Source organism: Sphaerisporangium melleum (genome assembly GCF_014646695.1).
Lineage (GTDB): Bacteria > Actinomycetota > Actinomycetes > Streptosporangiales > Streptosporangiaceae > Sphaerisporangium > Sphaerisporangium melleum.
On record NZ_BMNT01000025.1, the window covers coordinates 95269 to 112882 of the forward strand.

The 17614-nt window shown below is 70.9% G+C and carries 20 protein-coding genes; 12 read left to right on the forward strand and 8 right to left on the reverse strand.

Going from position 1 to position 17614, the window contains the following annotated elements:
* The first annotated feature begins 7 nt into the window (after nt 1-7).
* The 7 genes from IEY93_RS22325 (at nt 8) to IEY93_RS22355 (ending at nt 7576) form a co-directional block, all read left to right on the forward strand.
* A complete protein-coding gene (locus tag IEY93_RS22325; RefSeq protein WP_189165054.1) occupies nt 8-679 on the forward strand; it encodes a cell division protein FtsQ/DivIB in 672 nt (223 codons plus the stop codon).
* A 236-nt stretch (nt 680-915) separates the two neighbouring features.
* Nucleotides 916-2379, forward strand: a complete 1464-nt coding sequence (gene ftsZ / locus IEY93_RS22330; RefSeq protein WP_189165055.1) for a cell division protein FtsZ — start codon at nt 916-918, stop codon at nt 2377-2379.
* Between the two features lie 67 nt (nt 2380-2446).
* Entirely contained in the window at nt 2447-3157 is a 711-nt protein-coding gene (locus IEY93_RS22335; protein ID WP_189165056.1) for a YggS family pyridoxal phosphate-dependent enzyme, read from the forward strand.
* Nucleotides 3158-3262: 105 nt separating this feature from the next.
* Nucleotides 3263-3772: a cell division protein SepF gene (locus tag IEY93_RS22340; RefSeq protein WP_189165057.1), complete on the forward strand. Its 510-nt coding sequence runs from the start codon at nt 3263-3265 to the stop codon at nt 3770-3772.
* 85 nt (nt 3773-3857) lie between these two features.
* Nucleotides 3858-4148: a YggT family protein gene (locus IEY93_RS22345; RefSeq protein ID WP_189165058.1), complete on the forward strand. Its 291-nt coding sequence runs from the start codon at nt 3858-3860 to the stop codon at nt 4146-4148.
* 48 nt (nt 4149-4196) lie between these two features.
* Nucleotides 4197-5069 carry a DivIVA domain-containing protein gene (locus IEY93_RS22350; RefSeq protein ID WP_189165059.1) on the forward strand — a complete coding sequence of 291 codons (873 nt, stop codon included), beginning with the start codon at nt 4197-4199 and terminating at the stop codon, nt 5067-5069.
* 44 nt (nt 5070-5113) lie between these two features.
* Complete coding sequence (locus IEY93_RS22355; RefSeq protein WP_189165060.1) at nt 5114-7576, forward strand: hypothetical protein; 2463 nt, start codon at nt 5114-5116, stop codon at nt 7574-7576.
* Nucleotides 7577-7720: 144 nt separating this feature from the next.
* Here IEY93_RS22355 and IEY93_RS22360 read toward each other — a convergent pair whose 3' ends face one another.
* Nucleotides 7721-8422 (reverse strand): ArsR/SmtB family transcription factor, encoded by a 702-nt coding sequence (locus IEY93_RS22360; protein ID WP_189165061.1) that lies wholly within the window; start codon nt 8420-8422, stop codon nt 7721-7723.
* A 150-nt stretch (nt 8423-8572) separates the two neighbouring features.
* On the opposite strand from IEY93_RS22360, the gene IEY93_RS22365 reads away from it, so the two are divergent.
* A complete protein-coding gene (locus IEY93_RS22365) occupies nt 8573-8917 on the forward strand; it encodes an antibiotic biosynthesis monooxygenase family protein (RefSeq protein ID WP_203968785.1) in 345 nt (114 codons plus the stop codon).
* A gap of 127 nt (nt 8918-9044) precedes the next feature.
* Nucleotides 9045-9452 (forward strand): amino acid-binding ACT domain-containing protein, encoded by a 408-nt coding sequence (locus IEY93_RS22370; protein ID WP_189165063.1) that lies wholly within the window; start codon nt 9045-9047, stop codon nt 9450-9452.
* A 184-nt stretch (nt 9453-9636) separates the two neighbouring features.
* Here the strand turns inward: IEY93_RS22370 and IEY93_RS22375 are convergent, their stop codons facing one another.
* Nucleotides 9637-10440 (reverse strand): SAM-dependent methyltransferase, encoded by an 804-nt coding sequence (locus IEY93_RS22375; protein ID WP_203968786.1) that lies wholly within the window; start codon nt 10438-10440, stop codon nt 9637-9639.
* 288 nt (nt 10441-10728) lie between these two features.
* Between IEY93_RS22375 and IEY93_RS22380 the strand changes: the two genes are divergently transcribed.
* Together IEY93_RS22380 and IEY93_RS22385 are read left to right on the forward strand one after the other, a co-directional pair.
* On the forward strand, nt 10729-12249 hold the full coding sequence (locus IEY93_RS22380) for an alpha/beta fold hydrolase (RefSeq protein WP_189165065.1): 1521 nt from the start codon (nt 10729-10731) through the stop codon (nt 12247-12249).
* 152 nt (nt 12250-12401) lie between these two features.
* Entirely contained in the window at nt 12402-13628 is a 1227-nt protein-coding gene (locus IEY93_RS22385; RefSeq protein WP_189165066.1) for a beta-ketoacyl-[acyl-carrier-protein] synthase family protein, read from the forward strand.
* A 73-nt stretch (nt 13629-13701) separates the two neighbouring features.
* On the opposite strand, the gene IEY93_RS22390 is transcribed toward IEY93_RS22385, so the two are convergent.
* The 6 genes from IEY93_RS22390 to IEY93_RS22415 form a co-directional block, all read right to left on the reverse strand.
* Nucleotides 13702-14310 carry a hypothetical protein gene (locus tag IEY93_RS22390; RefSeq protein ID WP_189165067.1) on the reverse strand — a complete coding sequence of 203 codons (609 nt, stop codon included), beginning with the start codon at nt 14308-14310 and terminating at the stop codon, nt 13702-13704.
* Nucleotides 14311-14486: 176 nt separating this feature from the next.
* Complete coding sequence (locus IEY93_RS22395; RefSeq protein WP_189165100.1) at nt 14487-14768, reverse strand: hypothetical protein; 282 nt, start codon at nt 14766-14768, stop codon at nt 14487-14489.
* Between the two features lie 328 nt (nt 14769-15096).
* Nucleotides 15097-15285, reverse strand: a complete 189-nt coding sequence (locus IEY93_RS22400; RefSeq protein WP_189165068.1) for a hypothetical protein — start codon at nt 15283-15285, stop codon at nt 15097-15099.
* Between the two features lie 176 nt (nt 15286-15461).
* Nucleotides 15462-15830, reverse strand: a complete 369-nt coding sequence (locus IEY93_RS22405; protein WP_189165069.1) for a hypothetical protein — start codon at nt 15828-15830, stop codon at nt 15462-15464.
* A 30-nt stretch (nt 15831-15860) separates the two neighbouring features.
* Nucleotides 15861-16070, reverse strand: coding sequence for a hypothetical protein (locus tag IEY93_RS22410; RefSeq protein WP_189165070.1), 210 nt, complete (start codon nt 16068-16070; stop codon nt 15861-15863).
* A 37-nt stretch (nt 16071-16107) separates the two neighbouring features.
* On the reverse strand, nt 16108-16542 hold the full coding sequence (locus IEY93_RS22415) for an ATP-binding protein (protein WP_189165071.1): 435 nt from the start codon (nt 16540-16542) through the stop codon (nt 16108-16110).
* 204 nt (nt 16543-16746) lie between these two features.
* Here IEY93_RS22415 and IEY93_RS22420 point away from each other — a divergent pair, with 204 nt between their 5' ends.
* A complete protein-coding gene (locus IEY93_RS22420; RefSeq protein ID WP_189165072.1) occupies nt 16747-17607 on the forward strand; it encodes a helix-turn-helix domain-containing protein in 861 nt (286 codons plus the stop codon).
* Nucleotides 17608-17614 lie beyond the last annotated feature (7 nt).

The window sequence follows — 17614 nt, forward strand, 5'->3', positions numbered from 1 at the left end:
GGGCGCGGTGAGCACGCCGGCCTGGCGGACGGCCTTCGTCGTCCTGCTGTCCATCGGGGTGGTGGCGGCCGCGGCGTGGCTGGTGTTCTTCTCGCCCGTGCTCGGCGTCCAGCGGGTCGCGGTCTCCGGCGCGAACGGCCGGGCCGCCGACCTGGTGCGCCGGGCCGCGGCGGTGCCCGACCGCCAGCCGCTGGCCACCGTCGACCTCGAGCAGGTCAGGGCCCGCGTCGCCGCGCTGCGCCAGATCGAGTCGGCGCGCGTCGAACGAGTATGGCCGGGCACGCTGCGGGTGCGCGTCGTGCAGCGCCGGGCGGTGGCCGTGGTGCCCGCGGCGGGCCGGGCCGACGTGGTCGACCGGCACGGCGTGGTCGTCGAGTCCGGCAGCGAGGCTCCGGCCGGGCTGCCCTCGCTGCACGTCGACCGCTTCGCCCCGGGGGACCCCGCCACCGGCGCCGCGCTCGCCGTCGCGGCCGGGCTGCCGGCCGATCTGCGGCAGATGGTGCGCACCATCCGCGCCACGACGGCACGCGACGTGTCGTTGCGTCTGGCCGACGGCCGTACGATCATGTGGGGTGGGTCCGAGCGCACCAGGGACAAGGCCCGTGTCGCGCTCACGCTGCTGGGACGTCCGGGCGAGGCGTACGACGTGAGCTCGCCGGACGTCGTGGCGATCCGGTGAACGGGACCTGCGGCCGGGGCGGCCCGGACGGGAGCGAAAGGGACAGCCCGCGACACGCCGGGCGAGCTTGCGGCGCGGTGAGTTGACCCTGGGGGAGGGGCAACCCTACTGTCCGTATCATTCCTCAGGTTGACATAACTCTAAATCTCAACTTGAGGGTGAGAGTTAAACAAGAAGGTCCGGCACCGTTTCGGGCTTCACGTAATGCAAGTAAACGAGCGGAAAGGCCCCTCGTCGTGGCAGCACCGCAGAACTACCTCGCGGTCATCAAGGTCGTCGGCATCGGCGGCGGCGGAGTCAACGCCGTGAACCGGATGATCGAGGAGGGACTCAAGGGCGTCGAGTTCATCGCCATCAACACCGACGCCCAGGCGCTGCTGATGAGTGACGCCGACGTCAAGCTGGACGTGGGCCGCGAGCTCACGCGCGGCCTCGGCGCGGGGGCCAACCCCGAGGTCGGGCGCAAGGCCGCCGAGGACCACCGTGAGGAGATCGAGGAGGTCCTCAAGGGGGCCGACATGGTCTTCGTCACGGCGGGTGAGGGCGGCGGCACCGGCACCGGCGGCGCGCCCGTCGTGGCCAACATCGCCCGCTCGCTCGGCGCGCTGACCATCGGCGTGGTCACCCGGCCGTTCAGCTTCGAGGGGCGCCGCCGGGCGATGCAGGCCGAGGCGGGCATCGAGACCCTGCGCGACGAGGTCGACACCCTCATCGTCATCCCGAACGACCGCCTGCTGTCGATCTCCGACCGGCAGGTGAGCGTGCTGGACGCCTTCAAGGCGGCCGACCAGGTGCTGCTGTCCGGTGTGCAGGGCATAACCGATCTCATCACCACTCCCGGTCTGATCAACCTCGACTTCGCCGACGTCAAGTCCGTCATGTCCGGCGCCGGGTCGGCCCTGATGGGCATCGGCCACGCCCGCGGCGACGACCGCTCGGTCGCCGCCGCCGAGATGGCCGTGTCCAGCCCGCTGCTGGAGGCCAGCATCGACGGCGCCCACGGTGTGCTGCTGTCCATCGCGGGCGGCTCCGACCTCGGCCTGTTCGAGATCAACGAGGCCGCGCAGTTGGTGTCCAACGCCGCCGCGATGGACGCGAACATCATCTTCGGCACGGTCATCGACGACGCCCTCGGTGACGAGGTGCGGGTCACCGTGATCGCCGCCGGGTTCGACGACCCGGAGCCCGAGAAACCCGCCGCCCAGCCGGTCGAGCGCGGCCGCCCCGCCTCGCGTCCCGCGAGTCAGGGCGCCCCCGCCCAGCCCGCCCCGCAGCAGGCGCCCGCGACGCAGCCCGCGCAGCCGGCCCGTTCCGCCCCCTCGGCCTTCACGCCGCACAAGAGCGAGCCGCCGCGGGCCGAGCAGCGCCCCGCCCCGGTCCGCCCGCTGCCCACCGTGCAGCAGGCTCCGGCCGTACCGGCCGCGGTGCCCGAGCCGGCGCCGGTCGCCGAGCCCGCGCCCGCCCCGGCCCCGTTCGCCCGTGAGAGCGCCGCCGCCGAGCCCGCCCAGGCTTCCCCCGCGGGCCAGACGGGTCAGGGCGCGCACGCCGAGCAGCAGCCGTCCGGGCCGGTGTCGATCCCGCGGCCCGCTCCCGAGCCGCCCACGCCGATCACCTCCCGGGTCTCCGAGCCGGGCCGCCGCCGCCCGGTGGTCTTCGAGGAGCAGGAAGAGGAACTCGACGTTCCCGACTTCCTGAAGTGAGCCCTGTGAGTCCCGCGCGCGGCGCCCGCGGAAGCGGTGTCGCGCCCTGAGCGATCGAACCCCCCTCGTGAACCACCAGCACCCCTCGCGCCGTGACGAGATCGCGGCGGGCCTGGCCGCCGTCGAGCGCCGCGTCGCCGCCGCCTGCGCGGCGGCGGGACGCGCCCGGCAGGAGGTCACCCTCGTCGCGGTGACCAAGACCTACCCCGCCTCCGACGTGCGCATCCTTGCCGATCTCGGCGTCGCGCACGTCGGGGAGAACCGCGACCAGGAGGCCGCGCCCAAGGCCGCCGAGTGCGCCGGCCTGGGGCTCACCTGGCACTTCGTCGGTCAGATGCAGACCAACAAGGCCCGGTCGGTGGTCTCCTACGCCGACGTGATCCACTCTGTGGACCGCTCCCGCCTGGTCGAGGCGCTCTCCCGTGAGGCGGTCAGGGCCGGGCGGCGGGTCACCTGCCTGGTGCAGGTGGCGCTGGACGACGACCCGGGCCGCGGCGGCGTGGCCCCGGCCGATCTGGCCGGGGTGGCCGACACGGTGGCCACCGCCGAGGGGCTGGTCCTCGGCGGCGTCATGGCCGTCGCGCCGCTGGGCGGCGACCCCGCACGGGCCTTCGCCCGCCTGGCGGAGCTCGCCGCCCGCCTGCGGGCCGACCATCCGGCGGCGACGGTCATCTCGGCGGGCATGAGCGGAGATCTCGACCATGCGATCGCCCATGGTTCGACACTCGTGCGTGTCGGTACGGCGTTGCTCGGTCGCCGGAAGCCCTTCGTCAGGTAATGTCCCCCGAGTGGACCTTGATGTCCATGTATCCGAGCAGCGGTCGACAGCGGTGCCTCAGGTTGCCCTGGGTGCGGCGACCATGAGCAGGAGGACGACGTAGCGATGGCCGGCGCGATGCGCAAGATGGCGGTCTACCTCGGTCTCGTGGAGGACGACCGCTACCCCGACTACGGCGGTTACGCCGATGACGACGACTACGCCGACGACTACGTCGAGCGTCGTCGCGGCGACGAGCGGGTCGTTGGAACGCCCCAAGACGGCCCGGAGGAGACCGAGGCGGCGGTTCCGGCTCCCCGTGCGGGCGCGGCGGTCGCCGAGCGCCGCACGACCGATCTGGCGCGCATCACGACCCTGCATCCTCGCACGTACAATGAGGCGCGCACGATCGGAGAGCACTTCCGCGAGGGCACTCCTGTCATCATGAATCTGACAGAAATGGTCGACAGTGACGCGAAGCGTCTTGTCGATTTCGCGGCAGGTCTGGTCTTTGGCCTACATGGCAGCATTGAACGTGTTACCAACAAGGTGTTCCTGTTGTCCCCTGCCAATGTCGAGGTGACCGCCGAGGACAAGGCCCGAATCGCGGAACGCGGGTTCTTCAACCAGAGCTAGAGTTCCACCATGAGCAGTGAACGGCCAGACATGGCCCACCCGGACCGAGGTCGGCAGATCGGGATGGAGGAGGCAGGACGCGACCGTGGGGATCGTTAGCAACATCTTGGTCACCGTCCTGGGCATCTATCTGGTGCTGCTGATCGGTAGGATGATCTTCGATGCGGTGCAGGCGTTCGCCCGCTCCTGGCACCCCCGAGGGGTCGTCCTGGTGCTGGCGGAGGCGACCTACACGGCGACCGATCCGCCTCTCAAGTTCCTCCGCCGTTTCATTCCGCCCCTCCGGTTGGGTACGGTGGCCTTTGACCTAAGCTTCACAGTGCTGTTCATTGTGGTCTTGGTCATGATCCAAATCGTGTCCGCGCTTCGTTTTTGATCGGGTACCGTCCTCCGGACAGACTCCGAGCGCGCCAAGGAGACCGAAATGCCGCTGACGCCCGCCGATGTGCGGAACAAGCAGTTCAGTACGACCCGGCTGAGGCCGGGGTACGACGAGGAAGAGGTTGACGCCTTCCTGGACGAGGTGGAGGCCGAGCTCGACCGCCTCATCCAGGAGAACGAGGAGCTTCGCGCGAAGCTCACCGAGTGCCTGCGTGGCAAGGTTCCCGGTGGCATGGGCATGAGCATGGCGCCGGCCCCGGTGGCCGAGCCCAAGCCCGAGATGATGATGCCGCCGCAGCCCGAGCCGATGAAGCCGCCGGAGCCGATCAGGCCCGAGCCGGTGCCCGTCGGCATGGGGATGCCCCCGGCCGAGGACAACATGGACACCGCGGCCCGCGTGCTCGCGCTGGCGCAGCAGACCGCCGACCAGGCGATCGCCGACGCCCGCCGTGAGGCGGACGAGACGGTGACCCGTGCCCGCCGTGAGGCCGACGAGATCCTCGGCAAGGCCCGCCGCCAGGCTGAGCAGATCATCGGTGACGCGCGCGCTCGCGCCGAGACCCTTGAGCGTGACGCCCAGGAGCGCCACCGCCAGGCGATGGGCTCGCTGGTGCAGACCCGCGACGAGCTCGAGCGCAAGGTGGAGGAGCTGCGCAGCTTCGAGCGCGAGTACCGCAGCAGGCTCAAGCTCTACCTCGAGAACCAGCTCGCCGAGCTCAACGTCGCGGCCGAGGGCAGCGGCGCGTTCCCCGTGGTCGGCGCGCAGATGGGCGGGGCCCCCGCCATGTCCCACTCCGTCGCCCCCGGCGGTCAGCAGCAGCTGCAGGGCGCTCCGAACAACCCGTTCGCGTCCGAGCCCCCGCAGCACTCCGGTGCCTTCCAGGGTGTCGACGGCCCGCACAACGACCGCCGATAAGGTAACGGGTCAAGGCAGCCGCCGACCCGCGTCCGGGAGCATCAGTGATCTACGTCAGCGCCATTCTGGTCGTCCTCGCCTTCGGCCTGCTGGTCGCGGGCGTGGTGACCGGGACAGCGGTTCTGGTCATGTGGTCGATCGTGGTCAGCGTGCTGTCCGCGCTCTTCCTGATGATCGGGGCGCTGCTGCGGCGTCACGAGCTGTTCCCCTCGGGCGGGGTGGTGGACAAGGCGTCGGCGATGCCCCCGGTGGGGGCGGCCGTCGGCGCGACGGGGCGAACCACGACGGTGGCCGGCTCAGCGGGCCCGTCCTCGCCCCTCCTGCACCCCATGGGCGCGTCGCACCTGGCGCACCAGACGACCACCCTGGCTCCGCCGCGGGGCTTCCCCGCGCCAGGGCCGGTCCGGGGCCCGGCCGCCGCGGGCGCGCGGGGCGGCCCGTCCCCGGATGTGATCGTCCTGGTCGTGCCGGGGCGCAAGCGATTCCACCTCCCTGGCTGCCGCCAGCTCGCCGGCCGTGACACCGAGGAGCTGACTTACGAGGAGGCGCGTGAGGAAGGCTTCACCGCCTGCACCACCTGCCTCCCCGACGGCTTCAAGCCCTCAGCACCCCCCACCTCGGGCCTTTCCGCCACGACGGCCTCCCCCCGGCCGGAGCCCACCGCCACCCGCTCCGAGCCCGGCGACTCTTCCGCCGCTCGCTCCGAGTCCGGCACATCTTCGGCGACCCGCTCCGAGCCGGGCGCTTCCTCTGCCGCTCGCGCCGAGCCCGCCTCGTCCCGCACTGTTCCGGAGGCGCGACCCGGCGGCTCGCCCGCCACCCGCCCGGAGCCCGGCGCCGCCGAGACCTCGTCGCGGTCCGAGTCCGACCGCGCGTCCGGCGTGTCCTCGTGGCCGCGCTCCAGCGATTCGCCCTCTGGTTCGTCCTCGCGGTCCGAAACCGGCCGCTCCTCCTCCGGTACGGCCACCCGTTCCGGTGCCGGCGCGGACTCCCGTACCGAAAGCGACCGCGCTTCCGACGCGACCTCCGAGCAGGGCCGCTCGTCGGCGTCGACGGGGCGTCCCTCGGCATCCACCTCCGGCAGCACCGAGCGCGACCGCGACACGGCTTCCGGTGGTTCGGGGCGACCTGCGCCGGGCTACCGCTCCGACGAGACGCGTCCGGTGTCCCGCCCGAAGGACGAGCCGGCGGACGATGCGGACGATGCGGACGAGAAGGCTCCCGGGCGCGCCGGGTCCGCCCTCCGACCCGCCTCCTCGGGCACCTCCGCTACTTCGGGCGCCTCCACCTCCGGCAGGCCTGGCACCTCCGCCTCCTCGGGCCCTGACGCCTCGCCGGGCGGCTCCACCTCTTCGGGAGCCGGCACCTCCGGCTCGTCGAGTGGCTCTGGTACGCCTGCCTCCGGCTCGTCAGGCGGATCCGGCTCTTCGGGTTCTGCCGGGTCGTCGAATCCGTCCGGCTCCGTTCGGCCGGCGGGATCTTCTGGACCGGCGGGGTCTTCGCGCGCCTCCACCACCTCGGGCTCTTCCACTCCCGCTGGAGCCGGGTCGCCGGGCTCGGCCGCTTCTTCCTCCTCCTCGCGCGCGTCCGGGGCGCCGTCCCGGCCGTCCATCTCCCTGCCGACCCCGCCAGTGGTGCCGGAGGCATCCTCGCCCTTCCAGGCGTTCAAGCGTCCCGATCCCGCCTCCTCGCCCGACGCGGCATCTTCCCCGGACGACGACAAGGCGGGCGCGAGCGACCAGCGCAAGGGCACCGAGGGACCCGACTCCGCCAAGGAGGCCAAGGGCTCCACGGGTTCCGCGAAGGACAGAGGCGCCGCCCGCTCCGGCGCCTCCGGGTCCGGTAGCGCCACCCGCCCCGGCGACTCCTCCACCGCTGCGAGCACCCGTCCCGGTAAGGAAACCGTTCCCGGCAAGGACACCGGCTCCACGGCCGCCGCCGACCGGGCGAGCGGGGCGAAGCCCGCCTCTGGGCCCCGGCCCGCCGAGGCCAAGCCCTCCGGTACGGCCTCGTCCGCCGCGCCCCCGTCCGGGACTGCTCCGGCCGCGGGCAAGAGCGGTGCCGCGCCCGCCGAGGACTCCGGGCTCGACGATGAGGCGGCCGACACCGCCATGTTCCCCGCCATCGACTTCGACGCCCCGCCGCCCGGCGCCGCGGGCCCATCCCGCGCCTCCTCCGGCACGTCAGGCAAGACCGCCACCGGCGGCGCATCGGGCGGGCGGGACACCGCATCCGGCAAGACGGGGGCCACGTCCACCCCGGGAACATCGGCCAAGGCCTCCGGGGCGCCCGACAAGCCGGTCTCCGGTTCCTCCGGCACGACGTCCGGATCGTCGGGCGACCGCCCGCGCCCGGCCATCGTCAAGGTCATCCCCGGCACCCGCCGCTACCACAGCACGGCCTGTCCGCTGATCAAGGGCTCCGACCCCGCGACCTTGGAGACCATGTCCCAGGCCGACGCCGAGGCCACCGGTCTCACCCACTGCGCCGTCTGCGAACACCACTGACCGTCCTTCCCGCCCGAGACGGTCCGAAGGCGGAAGAGCGGCGCTTCTGGATGTCATCGCCGCGTCCGGTGTGGTCGCGGATTCCCCGCGCGGCGGCCGATGCGGGGCTTCGCTCAACCCGCGCGGGGTGGAGACGGGAACGGGTCAGGCGACCACGGGCTGGTCCGGCAGGTCGCAGCCGAAGGCCTGCGACAGTCCCTGACGCGCGGCCGGGCGGATGCGTACCGCCCGGTTGCGGGGGTGCCGGTCGAGCCAGCCGAGGTCGATCATGTGGGTGAGCAACGCGGCGCCGAGCGCGCCGGCCACGTGGTGGCGGCGCTCGCTCCAGTCCAGGCACGGATGGGCGAAGGACCGCCTGCTCCGGCCGAGCGCCGCGACGTCCAGGCCGAAGGCGGTGAGCCGCTCCTCGCCGGCGGCGCCCAGCGTGTACCCGTCCGCGTGCCGGACGAGGACGGCCTCCTCGATGAGAGCCTCGGCCAGAAGCACGGCGACCCGGCCGGCCAGGTGGTCATAGCAGGTGCGGGCCGTGCGCAGGGCCTCGGCTCCCCGCGACTGGCGCAGGGAGCGGACCGGGCGGACGGGGGCCAGGGCAGCCAGGGCCTCGAAGGCGCGACCCACCCGTTCGTCGGAGAGGCGGTAGTACCGGTGCCGTCCCTGCGTCTCGACGGCCAACAGCCCGGCGTCCAGCAGGCGGCGCAGGTGGCTGCTGACGGTGGGGGCGGACACGCCCGCCAGCCGGGCCAACTCGCCGGCGGTCAGCGCCCGCCCGTCCAGCAGCGCCGCCACGACGTCGGCGCGGGTGCGATCGGAGAACAGACCTGCTGCCGCGGCCACGTCCACATCCATATTTCGACCCTAACCCAACTGTCGGCGCCGTAGTTTCTCCTTCATGTGCCGACAACCTCAGGTCACGGTGGCCACCACGCCGCCGCCCAGCCCTCCTCGCCCGCGCGGGGTGCCTGCGACAGCGCGAAGGGAACCGCGATCGTGATCGCCATGATCTTCGAATTCTGGTTCGACCCCGACGACCAGGAGACCTTCGAGGAGTATCTGGCCGAAGCGACGCGGCTTCGTGAAGCGCTCCCTGCCGTCGACGGCTTCGCGGGGATCGAACGGTTCACCAGCGTCAGTGAACCGGGCAAATTCATCGCGATCGGGTTCTTCCGGGACGAGGACGCCGTGGCGGCCTGGCGGAACACCCCGGCGCACCGCCGGGCCCAGGAACTGGGCCGCCGTCGCTTCTTCACCCGCTACCGGCTGCGAATGGCGGAGGTGGTCAGGGACTACGGCGGAGACGACCGTGCCCAGGCGCCCGCTGACAGCAGGGCCTTCCACCGGTGACCGGGACGGACGTCCGCCGGAACGCTTCTCCGCCACTCCGCGGGCGATCGCACGGCGACCCAGGCCACATGTTCACGGATCACGGCCCCGCAGGCGTGCTCCGGCGACGACGAAAGACGAGTCACTCATGCATGATCTGACGATCCACCTCGACAACCGGCCGGGCACCCTCGCCGCGATGGGTGAGGCCCTCGGCGGGGCCGGGATCAGCATCGAAGGCGGCGGCGTGTTCGTCGTGGACGGCAGGGCCGTCGCCCACTTCCTCTTCCACGACGGGGCCGCGGCCCGGTCTGTGCTGGAAGAGGCGGGTTTCCCGGTCGAGGGCTGCCGGACACCGCTGGTCCAGCGCCTGGACCAGGAGACTCCGGGGCAACTCGGCAGGATCACCCGGCTGATGGCCGACGCCGGGGTCAACATCGAGACCATGTACAGCGACCACGACAACCGGCTCATTCTCGTCGTGGACGACCAGGAAACGGGCTCGCGGGTGTCGGACGCCTGGACCAGCGGCGGTCCCGCCCGTACGAGCCCGTGATACACGACCGGTCCTGATCCACCAGGCGGCCGACGAGGCGACGGCGTCGTGCAGGCCGATGCCATGCCCCGCGTGTGCGACCGCGATCGCGCCGGCCGAGAGGTGCGCGCCTCGGGACCGTTCGTGGAATGGGGCGTCAGAAGTCCGTACGGCTGCTGACAGCCCGATTCCCGAAGAGTACCGCTCAGCCCTTGCGGGCGACGGCGCCGTAGAGCCACTTGGTGGCGGCGGGGGCGGGGTCGTCGGGGTCGGGGTGCCAGGCGTCGATGGTGACCAGGCCGGGGTCGACGAGGGTGAAGTGGTCGAAGAACCGGGCGACCTCGGCGTGCTCCCGGAAGTAGATCGGGGTCGGGGTGGAGGCGTAGACCGACTCGATCTTCTCCACCGCCTTCACGGGCTGGTCGTCCCGGGTGACGTGGGTGGCGGCGATGTGGCTGCCGGGAGCCAGGGCGTCGTGCAGGGTGCCCATGATGCCCTCCTGCTCCTCCATCGTCAGGAAGTGCACCATGGCGATGAGCAGTACGCCGACCGGCTGGTCGAAGTCGATCAGGGCGCGGGTGTCGCGGTGGCGGAGGACGTCTTCGGGGCGGCGCATGTCGGCGCCGGCCACGCGGGTGTTGCCGTCGGTGGCGAGCAGGGCGCGGCCGTGGGCGAGCACGATCGGGTCGTGGTCCACGTAGACGACGCGGGCGTCGGGGATGACCGACTGGGCGATCTCGTGGGTGTTGCCCGCGGTGGGCAGGCCCGAGCCGATGTCGATGAACTGGCGGATGCCCTGGCGGGCCATGTAGCGCACCGCGCGGCGCAGGAACGCGCGGTTCTCCTGGGCGAGCAGGCGGATCTCCGGCATCGCCTGCTCGACGCGGTCCACGGCCGCGCGGTCCACCGCGTAGTTGTCCTTGCCGCCGAGGTAGTAGTCGTACATCCGGGCGACGCTCGGCCTGGTGGTGTCGATGCCCTGGGGGATGGACGCTTCCAGGTCCGCCACGGTTCCTCCGTCGATGGTCGTGCGGGGGCCGGTGGGCATGTTTGAGCCGATGTGCCCATGCCGGCGGGCTTCCGCGTCCAGAAATATGACGATGGTTCATACCTTAGGACCCGGCGGATCTTGCCGAGGCCCGTTTCACCTCCTCGGGACAGGCAATCTTGACGGCGAGTGAGGACGGGTCCACACGGGGGCCGCGGACGTAACGGGCGGCCGTTGATTCTCCGTTGTTGCCGTACGGTGCCGGGCGTCGCGCCGGGGGAGTGGCCGCCGGCGACGGAAGATCGGCACATGCGCGAAGTGAGAGCCGTCCTGAGCGTGCTGGCCGCCGGGGCCCTGATCCTGTCCGGGCCGTGGTCGCCGTCCCTGGCGCCCGCGCATGCGGACGGCGACGCGGATGCCGGGACGGCGGTGGCCTCCGGGCCGGAGGGGTGCCCGGCGGGCGCCGTGTGCGGGAGGCTGCGCGTCCCGCTGGACCGGGGCGACCGGTCGGCGGGAACGACGAGCGTGGCGTTCCGGCTGGTGTACCGGCGGGACCGCTCACGGCCGGCCGAGGGGACCCTGCTGCCGAACCCCGGCGGGCCGGGGCTGCCGGTCATCGGTCACCGGGACTACGCCCGCAAGTACCACGACCTGCTGGCCACGCACGACCTGCTGCTGGTCGACCCGCGAGGCGTCGGCGCGTCCGGGCCGGTGACCTGCCGGACGGCCGGGTGGGCGGACCTGCACGCCTCGCGGGCCCGGGCGATCGCGGCGGCCGCCGCCTGCGGCAGGGAGCTCGGGGCCGGGCGCCGGTTCTACACCACCGAAGCCGTCGCGGACGACATCGACGACGTGCGGGCCCACCTGGGCATCGGCCGGCTCGACCTGCTCGGCCAGTCCTACGGCTCCTACCTGATGAACGTCTACGCCCGGCGGCACCCGCGCCACGTCCGCTCGGTGGTCCTGTCCGGCGCCTACCCCCGAGAGTTCGACATGCTGGGCCGTCCGGCCGCGCGCGCCGCGCGCCGGGCCTTGCGCCTGCTCTGCCACCGGTCGGGCGGGGCGTGTGACGGGGAAGAGGTGCTGGACGACCTGGCGGTGCTCGCCGCCCGGCTGGACGCCCGGCCGCTGCGCTACGGCGACGGTGCCGTGCTGGACGAAACGGCGCTCGCGGGCACGGTGTACAAACTGGCCTCCGGCCACGTGGAACTGCTGGGCAGGCTGCCCGCGGCCCTGCACGCGGCCGTCCACCGGGACATGGGCCCGCTGGTGCACCTGGTGGCGCAGGTGCGGCCGATCAGCGGGTACGCCGCCGGGCGCACGGGTTTCAGCATGCCGATGTTCGTCACCGTCGCGTGCAACGACTATCCGGCGCTGTGGGACCGCGACGCGCCGCTGCGCGTGCGGGCCCGGCAGTACGCCGCGCGGCTCGCCCGGCTCGCCCCCCGCGACTACCGGCCGTTCCGGCCGCGTGCGTGGATCGGCGGCATCACCGACCTCGGCGACCTGTGCATAGCCTGGCCGGCGCGGCGGGCCCCTGAGCGGCACCGGCTCGGCCGGCCGCCGGACGTGCCCGTGCTGGTGGTCTCCGGCGAACTGGACACCGGGACACCGACGGAGGAGGCGCTGCTGGCCGCCCGGTCCTACCGGCACGCCAAGGTGGTGGAGGTGCCGAGCGCCGGTCACGTCGCCGAACAGGACCCGCGGGCGGCCGCCTGCGTGATCTCGCTGCAGACCCGCTTCATCCTGCAGGGACGCGTCTCCGGGACGGAGTGCCTGCGCCACATCCCGCCCGTCCCCGTACCGGCGCCGGAGCGCGCTCTGACCTGATCTGACCACCCGGCGAACGGACAAAACTCCGCACCGCTTTTCGTTGATCACGCCCATCCGTGGCCGGTCGCGACCGCTGGCAGCGTTGGGCGGGGACGCGCCGGACGGCGCCGCGTCCCCGTTGGGTCAGCGGCGACGGAAGGGGTCGTGCCATGCAGGACAGGACCGTGGGCATCGGAGCGTCGGTCACGGGGCTCGGCGCGACCACGCCGCTCGGCGGCGACGTGCCGGGCACGTGGAACGCCATGGTGGCAGGGCGGTCCGGCATCGGGCCGATCGAGGAGGATTGGGCCGGCGATCTGCCGGTCCGCATCGCCGGGCGGATGGCGTCCGACCCCGCCGAGGTGCTCGGGCGGGTGACGGCCCGGCGCCTGGACCGCTGCCAGCAGGCCGCGCTCGTGGCCGCCCGGGAGGCCTGGGCGGACGCCGGTGCGCCAGGCGTGGCACCCGAGCGGCTGGCCGTGGTCGTCGGCACCGGAACCGGTGGCCTTCTCACCACGCTCGGCCAGGACGACCTCCTGGAGGCGTCCGGCGCCCGCAGGGTCTCGCCGTACACCGTCCCGATGATGATGCCGAACGGACCGGCGGCCGTGGTCAGCATGGAGCTGGGCGCGCGGGCGGGCGCCCACACGCCGGTGAGCGCCTGCGCCTCGGGTGCCGAGGCGATCGCCATGGGGCTGGACCTGATCCGGCTCGGCCGCGCCGACGTGGTGGTGGCGGGCGGCGCCGAAGCGTGCCTGCATCCGCTGACCTTCGCGGGATTCGCCCAGGCCAGGGCGCTGTCCACCCGGAACGACGCCCCCGCCGCGGCGTCCCGGCCCTTCGACGCCGCACGGGACGGGTTCGTCCTCGCCGAGGGCGCCGCGCTGGTCGTCCTGGAGCGCGCGGACTTCGCCGCCGCGCGTGGCGCGCGGGTGCACGCGACGCTGGCCGGCGCGGGCATGACCTCCGACGCCCATCACATCACCGCCGCCGACACCGCCGGGCAGGTGCGCGCGATCCGGCTCGCCCTGGCCGCGGCCGGCCTGGACCCGCTGGACATCGGGCATGTGAACGCCCACGCGACCTCCACCCCGCTCGGCGACCTGGCCGAGGCGGAGTCGATCGCCGAGGCGGTGGGGACGCACCCCGCGGTCACCGCGGTCAAGTCGATGACCGGGCACCTGTGCGGGGCGGCCGGGGCGCTCGGCGCGATCGCCACGGTGCTCGCCCTCCGCGACGGCGTCGTCCCGGCCACCCGCAACCTGGACGACCAGGACGGGCGGATCAAACTGGACGTGGTCACCGGCCGTCCCCGGCAGGGCCGGTGGGCGGCGGGGCTGGTCAACGCCTTCGGCTTCGGCGGCCACAACGCCTGCCTCGCCTTCACCGCCCCCTGACCCCCGGCCCTCTCCGCCTCCTCGACGCAGGAAGGGCGCCTGCAGTGGACGCTTTTGTCGCGCCTGGGAGATGTCACATGTCCTTCCACACTCCCTCGGGGATGCGATAGAAGGTTCGCGTTGACGTCCACCAGTCCGGGTCGGCGAAGCGCCCCGTGATGCGGCCTACCATGCAGAACATGAGGTGCATATCTCGCTTGTAGTTTCTTTCCGTACCGAGTGCCAGCCCTGCCGTATAGGGCAGGTAGTCGTCGAGCTCCATTCCCCCGCCCTCCTCGTCCGGTGGGGTGACGTCACCGAGCTGTTCTCCGTCATAGTTGAGGTACAGCGGCTCAAGCCCTTCACCCACTTCCCCTGCAAAGTAGATTTCGAAGACGCGTCGCTTTCCCAGATTGCGGATCGCGGGGTGGAAGGAATACAGATCGACAGCGAAGATGTGTGTCCATCCGGGGGAGTGCGGGCCCATCCAGATGCCCCTCGCCGGCGGGCCTTTGTAGGTTTTCCCCAACGTTTCCAGGTCGCATTCTAGGCGCGAGCCCGGATCTACCTTGAGTAGCCGTGCCAGTTCTTCTTGATCTTCGCTTTCCACCCAGAGGGCGTGGAATCCAAGCTCCAGCCAGTGCCCGTACTGGACCAGCAGGTCCCACTGGTCGTCCACAGGAAGCGCCTGTTCTGCTTTCATTGTTCTCTGTCATCCTTACATCGAATGGAAATGCGGGGCCGCGCCGGCGGCCCCGCATGTCACCGCGATTAGTTCATGGACCAGCACCGGCAGCGCCTGTCGACCGGGGTTGAGGCGGCGCCAGGTCGAGCCGATCGTCTTGCGGTGGCGTCTCGGCAACCCCGAACTTCCCCCGTTTACTCTACGATCTGTACCCAGAACGGGCTGTCGCTGGTCTTGGACATAGTGAAGACCCGGTCGGCTCTGATGTATATGCAACCACCGGTGTTCTTCTCCTCGTTCTTGCCGAAACCGAGTTGCTTCCAGTCGCAGCGGTAGCTGGGTGACCACAGGCTGTTGCTGGGTATGCCCTGTCCCCATCGAACGACGCCGAGCCGTTTGCCCTCGTCACCGAGAAGCTCCTGGTCCCATAGGGGAAGCCGGCCCTTGTTATCCTTGTACTGGGTGAGGGCGGGCATGATGGAGCAGACTTCCCGGTCGTGGCTGGTCGGCTTGGGGTATTGATCAGGTACTGCAGATACGGTGTCGCGCGTCAGCCCGCGATCGTCTTGAGCTAGGTCAGGTCCCCTGCTGGATCTGGCATCCCTCCGTGGCGAGCTTGAACTCGATCCCAGTCCGAAGAGAATGGGGACGTATGTAAGCAGATCAATCGGAACCGCCATCACTTAGTACGGACCCCGCTGATGGAAAAGGGCTCGCAAGGCCGGATTGCGACCGTATCCGGAATCGGCGAGAGCGTCCCGTCACTGGAGCCCAGGTGCTCGATCAGGTAGACCGGACCTCATCTCACAGCCGATCGGCGTCCCACTTGGCACCGGAGCGCCTGGAGGAGGTCACCCTCCAGGGGAGGATGCTGGTTAAGACCTGCGTAACCGTCCCGTTGACCGGCGGATCGCCGGCCGGTTCGAGGTCATAAAGAACACCAAGGACGGGGAGAGCCGGGAGGAGCCGGTCCTCTGGCGCGGTCAGCGCCATGGAGACCCTCCTGATCAAGAGGACGACCCGGGCCGTGCAGCGGGAGCGCGCGGAGGCCGCCAGATACGAGAGTCTCTTCCGAGACCGTGAGCACTGGTACGGCGCGGACCAGGAGGCCCCGGGGCCGTGTCAGAAGAGGGCGGCCGGGTGACCCGCGTGGTGTGGTGGTATGCCCGTCAGGCGTCGGGGTCGTCGTCCTCCTCGGCGATGAGTCGGTCGAGGGTGATCGACATTGTCTGCAGGATCTGCTCGCGGGATTCACCGGTGGCCTCGTGGAGACGGCCGATCAGATGCCCCGTGGTGAGCGTGGAGGCCAGGAGATATCGGTTGAGCGTGGTGCGTGTGGAGACCTCGGTGGCGTCGAGCACCTCGCCGGCCACGGCCCGTTGCCAGCGCCGGCGGTAGGGGCGCAGCCTGATCTTGAGCTGGATCGGGCCGTTCACTTCGGAGATCAGATGTGACTGTTCGTGCATCGACAGCGATCGGTCGCCCGTCACCGTCAGAATGCGGATCCACTGTGCCGTCGTCTCGCGCAACCAGCCCATGACCGTCCCTGTAGAACGGGATCGCAGGGGTTACAGAGTTCTCCTCAACTCGGCCTCGACCTGGCGGAGGAGCGCGATCAACTTCTCTTGGGTCGTCGCTTCCACCACCAGGCTGGCCGTCAAGGGCTCGCGGGAGAATGCGCAGAACTTCCGCCGCCAGGTCGCCCACATGATCACCCAGCCGGGGTTGTCATGCTGGAGCGTGTCGGCGACCTGATGGAACTCGGCGTCGTACCTCACAGCATGGCCCCGTGGCCGGTCACGGGCATCACGTCGATCACTGCGTCTCGACCTTGAGTTCCGCCCAGACGACCTTGCCTCCGCCCTCCACTCGGCGGAATCCCCACCGGGTGGCGAGGGCCTCGACCAGCAGAAGGCCACGCCCTCCCTCATCGTCGAGGTCGGCGTCTCCGCGCAGTGGGGGTTCGTCGCTGGAGTCCCACACCTCGATCACGGCGCAGGCGCCGGCGACGTAGAGGCCGACGCAGATGGCGTTCAGGCCGTTGGACAACTCGCCGTAGCTCGGGCTGTCGGTGGGGAAGCCCGTCGCCTTGACGGCGTTCGTGCTCAGCTCGGACACCACCAGCTCGGCGGTCTCGATGAGGTGGGGGAGCCCCCACAACCGCAGGTGGTCGTGGACGTGCCGGCGAGCGGCGCGTACCGAGCCGGGAAGCGCCGCCAGCGCGAGGCGGCTGGTGGGGGATGGCTCCATCGCCTGGACGCTCGTTGTGTTCAACAGTGCTGCCCCAATCAGGGAGAGATCTTGGACAGGACGGCGGCGCTGGAATCGAAGCGCTCGATCTTCGGCTTCGCCTGCGCCACCTGGCAACGGTGGGTAATCTAACGACTACTTTCAGTTGTAGTCAAGAAGAACGCAACGACTGCATGCGTAGCCACAGCGCAGGGAGGGTCACGTATGTCACATCGAGCTGTCACCCCTACCGTCCGGCTTCGGCGGCTGGCTTCCCAGCTGCGAAAACTCCGGGCGGCCTCGAACATGACCAGGGACGAGGTCGCTGAGGCCACTGGCATCAACGGTGTGACGCTCTATCGGATCGAGGCCGCCCGCTCACGTCCTCAGGTGAGAACTCTGAAGGCGCTTCTTGATCTCTATGGCGTCGAAGGTCCGCTCCGGGACGAGCTTCTGGCGGTACTGAAGGAGTCCGCTGAGCGTGGCTGGCTGCATGCCTTTGAGCCGCCGCTCCCTGATCAGTACACGGCGTACATCGGTTTCGAGCAGGAAGCCCGAAGGCTGCTCAACTACGAATCGCTGTTCGTGCCGGGGCTTCTGCAGACGGAGGACTACGCCCGGGCCGTCATCCGCTGCATGCCGCCGATGGCGACCCCTGAGGAGATGGAAGCGAGGGTCGAAGCGCGGCGGAGACGACAGTCTCTGCTCACCGGTGAGCGGCCCTTGCATCTCTGGGCCATCTTCGACGAGGCGGTACTCCACCGCCACGTGGGCGGACGGGATGTGATGCGCGCTCAGCTTCAACGGCTTCGCGAGGTCTCCGAAGAGCCGAACATCACGCTACAGGTGGTGCCCTACGGCGGTGGAGCGCATGCGGGCATGCATGGAAGCTTCATCCTCATGCAGTTCGGTGAGGGGAATGAGGACGTTATCTACATCGAGGGCATGACGGCCGACGTGTTCTTGGAGAACGAGAGCGACATTCGGCGGTATAGCCTGGTATTTGAGCACCTCCGGGCCGTCGCCGTGAGTCCGGAGTCCACCCGCGGCCTGGTGGAAGCCGTGCTCAAAGCGGAGCTCGAGTGAGAGGAAC